General features: G+C 32.6%; 8 protein-coding genes. 5 read left to right on the forward strand and 3 right to left on the reverse strand.

Features of this window, described 5'->3' with window-relative positions; genetic code table 11:
* Positions 1 to 9 precede the first annotated feature (9 nt).
* Positions 10 to 1,410, reverse strand: coding sequence for a dihydrolipoyl dehydrogenase (gene lpdA, locus ABJD66_RS14520; protein ID WP_348132909.1), 1,401 nt, complete (start codon positions 1,408 to 1,410; stop codon positions 10 to 12).
* A 229-nt stretch (positions 1,411 to 1,639) separates the two neighbouring features.
* On the opposite strand from lpdA, the gene ABJD66_RS14525 reads away from it, so the two are divergent.
* From ABJD66_RS14525 to ABJD66_RS14545, 5 genes are all read left to right on the forward strand, one after another.
* On the forward strand, positions 1,640 to 1,852 hold the full coding sequence (locus ABJD66_RS14525; RefSeq protein ID WP_348132911.1) for a hypothetical protein: 213 nt from the start codon (positions 1,640 to 1,642) through the stop codon (positions 1,850 to 1,852).
* Between the two features lie 87 nt (positions 1,853 to 1,939).
* Positions 1,940 to 3,604, forward strand: a complete 1,665-nt coding sequence (locus ABJD66_RS14530) for a Na+/H+ antiporter NhaC family protein (protein WP_348132914.1) — start codon at positions 1,940 to 1,942, stop codon at positions 3,602 to 3,604.
* Between the two features lie 118 nt (positions 3,605 to 3,722).
* The gene (locus tag ABJD66_RS14535; RefSeq protein ID WP_100895846.1) at positions 3,723 to 4,367 is read left to right on the forward strand and encodes a peroxiredoxin; all 645 of its coding nucleotides are present in this window, start codon (positions 3,723 to 3,725) and stop codon (positions 4,365 to 4,367) included.
* Positions 4,368 to 4,374: 7 nt separating this feature from the next.
* Positions 4,375 to 4,689, forward strand: coding sequence for a thioredoxin family protein (locus tag ABJD66_RS14540; protein WP_100895845.1), 315 nt, complete (start codon positions 4,375 to 4,377; stop codon positions 4,687 to 4,689).
* Positions 4,670 to 4,927, forward strand: coding sequence for a hypothetical protein (locus tag ABJD66_RS14545; protein WP_100895844.1), 258 nt, complete (start codon positions 4,670 to 4,672; stop codon positions 4,925 to 4,927). The genes ABJD66_RS14540 and ABJD66_RS14545 overlap by 20 nt, the downstream gene beginning before the upstream one ends.
* 137 nt (positions 4,928 to 5,064) lie before the next feature.
* On the opposite strand, the gene ABJD66_RS14550 is transcribed toward ABJD66_RS14545, so the two are convergent.
* Positions 5,065 to 5,538, reverse strand: a complete 474-nt coding sequence (locus ABJD66_RS14550; RefSeq protein ID WP_348132919.1) for an ankyrin repeat domain-containing protein — start codon at positions 5,536 to 5,538, stop codon at positions 5,065 to 5,067.
* A 61-nt stretch (positions 5,539 to 5,599) separates the two neighbouring features.
* The coding region (locus ABJD66_RS14555; RefSeq protein WP_348132922.1) for a catalase-related domain-containing protein at positions 5,600 to 6,004 on the reverse strand (405 nt) is incomplete at its 5' end.

Here is a 6,004-nt window from a genome sequence, read left to right on the forward strand (position 1 = left end):
GATAAAAGCTTAAATATGTAAAGCTCTATCTCCTGTTGCAGCTAAAGCCGCCTCTTTAATAGCCTCTGTAAATGTTGGGTGAGCGTGAGACATTCTAGATACATCTTCTGCACTAGCTCTGTACTCCATAGCAACAACTGCTTCTGCAATCATATCTGCTGCACGTGCACCAACCATATGTACACCTAAAATTTCGTCTGTATTTTTATCTGCAAGTACTTTTACAAAACCGTCTAAATCCATACTAGCTCTAGATCTACCTAAAGCACGCATAGGAAACTGACCAACTTTATAATCAACACCAGCTTCTTTTAACTGCTCTTCTGTTTTACCTACAGCAGCAACTTCTGGCCAAGTATAAACAACACCAGGAATTAAGTTGTAGTCTATATGTGGTTTTTGCCCCGCAATAGTTTCTGCAACAAAAGTACCTTCTTCTTCAGCCTTGTGAGCCAACATAGCACCTTTAATTACATCACCAATAGCATAAATATTGGAAGCGCTTGTTTGCAAATGCTCATTAACATCTACTAAACCTCTGTCTGTAAGTTTTACACCAGCAGCTTCTGCATTTAAACCATCTGTATAAGCATGACGACCAACAGCTACCAAACAGTAATCTCCAGTGAAAGTAACTTCTTCACCTTTTTTGTTATCTGCTTTAACTATAACTTCATCACCATTACGTTCCACAGATTTTACCTTATGAGACAAGTTCATTTTAAATTTCTGTTTCTTTAAAACTTTATTAAGTTCTTTAGAAACTCCTTTATCCATAGTTGGTACTATACGGTCCATATACTCAACAACAGATACTTCTGCACCTAACCTTTTGTATACTTGTCCTAACTCCAAACCAATAACTCCACCACCAATAATAATAAGGTGTTTTGGAACTTCTTTAAGTTTTAATGCTTCAGTAGATGTTATAACACGCTCTTTATCTAACTTAATAAAAGGCAAGGTAGATGGTTTACTACCAGTTGCTATAATTGTATGTTTAGCTTCAATTTCTGTAGTTTCTTCACCTGCTATAGAAATATGCGTAGCATCTTTAAAAGAACCAGTACCTACGTAAACGTCTATTTTATTTTTTTTCATTAAAAAATCAACACCACCAGTAGTTTGGTCTACAACGGCTTGCTTACGAGAAATCATTTTCTCTAAATTGATTTTAATTTCGCCAGGAATATCAATTCCGTGCTCTTCAAAATGCTTTACTGCATCTTCATAATGATGAGAAGAGTCTAACAACGCCTTAGACGGAATACAGCCTACATTTAAACACGTACCACCTAAAGTTGAATATTTCTCTATTATTGCTGTTTTCATTCCTAATTGTGCGCAACGTATAGCTGCAACATACCCTCCAGGACCTGAGCCAATTACGGCAACATCATATGAATTCATATCTTTTTCTTTGATTAAAGTTGTAAAATTAGCACTATTTTTTGTGGATAGGAAATTATAATACCTTCCTCTTTTTATTATAACAAATTTTTAGCGTTTTAGTGCGTATAAACACATAAACTAAACGCCAAGTTCTATAGCTGTAGTATGTTTTACCTCATTTATTACAAAAGAACTTTGCGTACTACCAATATGGTTTAATGCTATTGACTTAACAAACATAAATACATTGAAAACACAATATAATGATCTCAGAATTAAAAAAAAGAATGGTTTACATATTGTATTTCCAGAATTACAATTACACCTATATCAATCAAAAATAAAAGAACTAATGAGACTATCTAATGGTTTAATTAGACTATCTATTGTTTTAGATAATGATATTAAAAGAACTTATAATTTAATAAAAAAGTGTAAACAAAACTTGGCTATTTTATAATAATACAACCACTAGTATGAAGATATAAAACTTGCAAGAAACGCTCCAAAATTGTAATATTACAAGGTAATTAACTAACTCAATTTAATGCAAAACCAAAACTTAAGCACCTCAGACCCTAAAAATGAGCATATTGTAGATAATAAAGAATTAAATTTCTTTGAAGCTTTAATTCCGGTTTTAATTTTAATGTCGCTTTTAGCTTACAATATCTTCTTTGTAGACGGACAAGAATGGTTTGGTGCATACACAAATCAAATAATACTTTTAATTGGTGGTGTTATTGCTGCAATTGTTGGGTTATTTAATAAAACTTCTTTTGTTACTATGGGAAAAGAAGTTTGGGAAAACCTAAAAAGTGTTTTTATACCTATACTAATATTGGTTATGGTTGGTGCTTTAGCTGGTACTTGGCTGGTTAGCGGTATTATACCTGCTATGGTTTATTACGGATTACAAGTTTTAAACCCTAGTATATTTTTACCTGCCTCTGTTATTATTGCTGCTATAATTTCTATAGCTACAGGTAGTAGCTGGACCACGTCTGCAACAGTTGGTATTGCACTAATTGGTATTGGTTCTGCCCTTGGTATTAACCCAGGAATGATTGCCGGTGCTGTAATTTCTGGAGCTTATTTTGGAGATAAAATGTCTCCTTTAAGTGACACAACCAACCTTGCTCCTGCTATGGCTGGCACAGATTTGTTTACACATATAAAATATATGACTATTACTACTGTGCCAACACTTATAGTTACACTTATTTTCTTTAGTGTTTTAAGTGCCAATATAGATACAAATGGCACTACAGATATTGCCTTTATATTAGATACAATAGATGCTAATTTTACCATAACACCATTATTATTTATAGTACCTGTGGCTGTAGTTGCTCTTATTTTATTAAAAACCAAACCTTTGGTTGCGTTACTTTCTGGTGTAGGCTTAGCTATTATATTTGCTTTTATCTTTCAGCCAAAATTACTAGATAAATTAAGTGATTCTAAGATAAACTCTATTGTTACTGCTGTTCTAACAGATACTAACGTAAGTATAGATGATAGTGAACAAGTAGCAAAATTTTCTACCGAAGAAATAGCAATTATTAAACAAAATAAGGACTTAAGCAAAGTTTTTACCGGTGATGATTTAGAAGGTATTTATACTAAAGAAGATTTAGCAGCTGTTTTTTCTGGTCTAACTAAAGACAAAAGTGTTTTAGCAAGTACTGCTGATAATTTAGATAAATTAATTACCAAAAAGCGATTACGAAAACTATTTAGTGCTGGCGGAATTAATGGTATGCTTTGGACTATTTTACTAATATGTTGCGCAATGGTCTTTGGTGGTATTATGGATGGTATTGGAGCCTTAGCAAGAATTACCAAAGCACTACTATCTATAGCTACAACTACCTTTGGTTTGTTTGCAAGTACTGTTGCTAGTTGTTTGGGTTTAAATGCTATTGCTAGTGATCAATATTTAGCAATTGTTATTCCTGGTAAAATGTTTAAAAAGGCATATGAAGATAAAGGTCTTGCTCCAGAAAACTTAAGTAGAACCTTAGAAGATTCTGGTACTGTAACCTCTGTACTAATACCTTGGAATACTTGTGGAGCTTATCAATCTAGTGTTTTAGGCGTTGGAGTTGGCGAGTATTTTATTTACGCTATGTTTAACTGGTTAAGCCCATTTACTACATTATTATTTGCTGCTTTAAACATTAAAATAAGACAGTTACGTTCTAAATAAATTTTAACATAAAGAATCTTTATTCTTCTATAAAGAATTAAAATTTTATTAAACTAAAAAAGCATATTTGTAGGTTATATTTGCAGTAACAAAATGTATAACCTTAAATAAAAAATATATGGCTTTTGTAGGAAAAAAATTCCCAGATTTAAACGTTAATGCAATGAACGAAATGGGTGATACTTTCAAACTAAACGTATTGGAAGAAGCTAAGAACAATAATAAAAAAGTATTATTATTCTGGTACCCTAAAGATTTTACTTTTGTATGTCCAACGGAATTACACGCTTTTCAATCTGCATTAGCAGAATTTGAAAAAAGAAATACAATAGTAATTGGAGCTTCTTGTGATACTCCTGAAGTACACTTTGCTTGGTTAAATACGCCAAAAGATAATGGTGGTATAGAAGGTGTTACTTACCCAATTTTAGCAGATAGCAACAGAAACTTAGCTTCTACATTAGGAATCTTAGATATATCTAACGAAACTTATAATGATGAAACAGGAGTTATAACTGTAGATGGTGACAATGTTACTTATAGAGCAACTTACTTAATTGACGAAGAAGGTACTGTTTTTCATGAAGGAATTAACCATATGCCTTTAGGAAGAAATGTAAACGAGTTTTTACGTTTAGTAGATGCTTACACTCACGTACAAGAAAAAGGTGAAGTTTGTCCTGCAAACTGGGAAGAAGGCAAAGAAGCTATGCAAGCTAACGCTAAAGGTACTGCAGAATACTTAGCATCTAACGTAAACTAATTTTAGTATGTTACTAGAACTAGAACAAGACAATTTAGCAGAACTAATTGCTGAGCACAAAAAAGTGGTTGTGCAATACTCTGCTACTTGGTGTGGAAACTGTAGAATAATGAAGCCTAAATTTAAAAAAGAGGCTGCTGCTAACGAAGACATTACATTTATTTTAGCTGATGCTGAAAAATTTCCGGAATCTAGAAAATTAGCCAATGTAGATAATTTACCTACGTTTGCTACGTTTGAAAACGGAAACATTAAAAACCAGACGCAGACAAATAAATATGATGTTTTAAAAGAATTAGTACATGAAATTGCCAGTAATTAAACACCTTACAAGTTTTATAAAAGAGAACGATGAAGATTACGTTCTTGAAACAATTGAAACTTTAGAGGCGCTAACAGAAGTATCATCTATAAAAGATGAAGAACTAGATGTTATTGGAGAACTAATTTCTAATATGTATGGTGCTTTAGAGGTACAAAAATCTATTAAAGAAGGTGTGCCAGAAAAAGAAGCTCTAAACAGTTTTATGAAACGTGTATTAGGTTCTATAGACAAATAAACAGTAAAACACTGTTACATAATAAAGCCACAATTCTAGAAATTAGAATTGTGGCTTTTATTTATTAAAGAAACTGTTACAACAAACTACTAAAAAAAACCTCTGAAATTAATTTTTAGAGGTTTTTTTATTCTTAACTAGACTAAAAGAGATTCTAAATCGCTTAAACCTTGCATCTTTGCGTGATCTAATGCTGTATTACCTCTTTGGTCTGCTACAGTTTTATCTGCATTCTTATCTAATAACATTTTAATAATTGACTGTCTATTAAAGGTTGCCGCATAAATTAAAGGAGTAGCTCCAGATAAGTTAACTGCGTTTACATCTGCTCCTTCACCAATTAGATATTCTGCAATTGCATCAAAACCTTTAAAACACACTCCCATCAAAGCCGTATTTCCAGAGGCATCCTTATCATCTATTGGTGCATTATTGTCTAGTAAAACCTTAGCTATATCTAAGTAATTATAATAAGTTGCTAAAATTAAAGGTGTAGAGCCACGTGTATCTTTTACAGATACTAATTCTTGGTTCTCTTTTAACATTTTTGCTACTTCTTCTGTATTCTCTTCTCGTATTACATTAAAAAATGCTGTTGTAGTTTCTGTCATTTTATAGTTATAAAAAAAAGGGATAAGCACTAATGCTTACCCCAAATAATGCGTTATTATCTTAATAATTTTCTAATTCTGATATACCTAAAGCCTTACGTACTCCATTTCCATAAGCAGGATCTGCCTTATCAAAATGCACTAACTGTCTCTCTATAATTTCCATAGAAACACCTTGCATTGCAGCAGCTACATTGCTAAACAATCTGTTTTTCTGCCCCTCATCAAACATTCTAAACAAATCTCCTGGTTGCTTATACTCGCCATACGTATCATTTTCTTCATAACGTTTGGCATCACCACTAATTTTCATTGGTGGCTCTTCTACAGTTGGGTCTTCTACAGCTCCTCCTTTACTATTTGGTTCATAATAAGCATCTGGGTTACCAAAATCATTGGTGAAGAAACGCATAGAACCATCTTTATGGTAGTGATTAACTTCAGATTTAGCTGCATTTGCCGGTAA

This window comes from Cellulophaga sp. (assembly GCF_039943695.1).
In the GTDB taxonomy this organism is placed as follows: Bacteria; Bacteroidota; Bacteroidia; order Flavobacteriales; family Flavobacteriaceae; genus Cellulophaga.

Excerpts from the sequence above, each read along its gene's own strand:
- ABJD66_RS14550 (WP_348132919.1), bottom strand. The coding sequence starts at position 5,538 with ATGACAGAAACTACAACAGCATTTTTTAATGTAATACGAGAAGAGAAT.
- lpdA (WP_348132909.1), bottom strand. The coding sequence starts at position 1,410 with ATGAATTCATATGATGTTGCCGTAATTGGCTCAGGTCCTGGAGGGTAT.
- ABJD66_RS14530 (WP_348132914.1), top strand. The coding sequence starts at position 1,940 with ATGCAAAACCAAAACTTAAGCACCTCAGACCCTAAAAATGAGCATATT.
- ABJD66_RS14535 (WP_100895846.1), top strand. The coding sequence starts at position 3,723 with ATGGCTTTTGTAGGAAAAAAATTCCCAGATTTAAACGTTAATGCAATG.
- ABJD66_RS14540 (WP_100895845.1), top strand. The coding sequence starts at position 4,375 with ATGTTACTAGAACTAGAACAAGACAATTTAGCAGAACTAATTGCTGAG.
- ABJD66_RS14545 (WP_100895844.1), top strand. The coding sequence starts at position 4,670 with ATGAAATTGCCAGTAATTAAACACCTTACAAGTTTTATAAAAGAGAAC.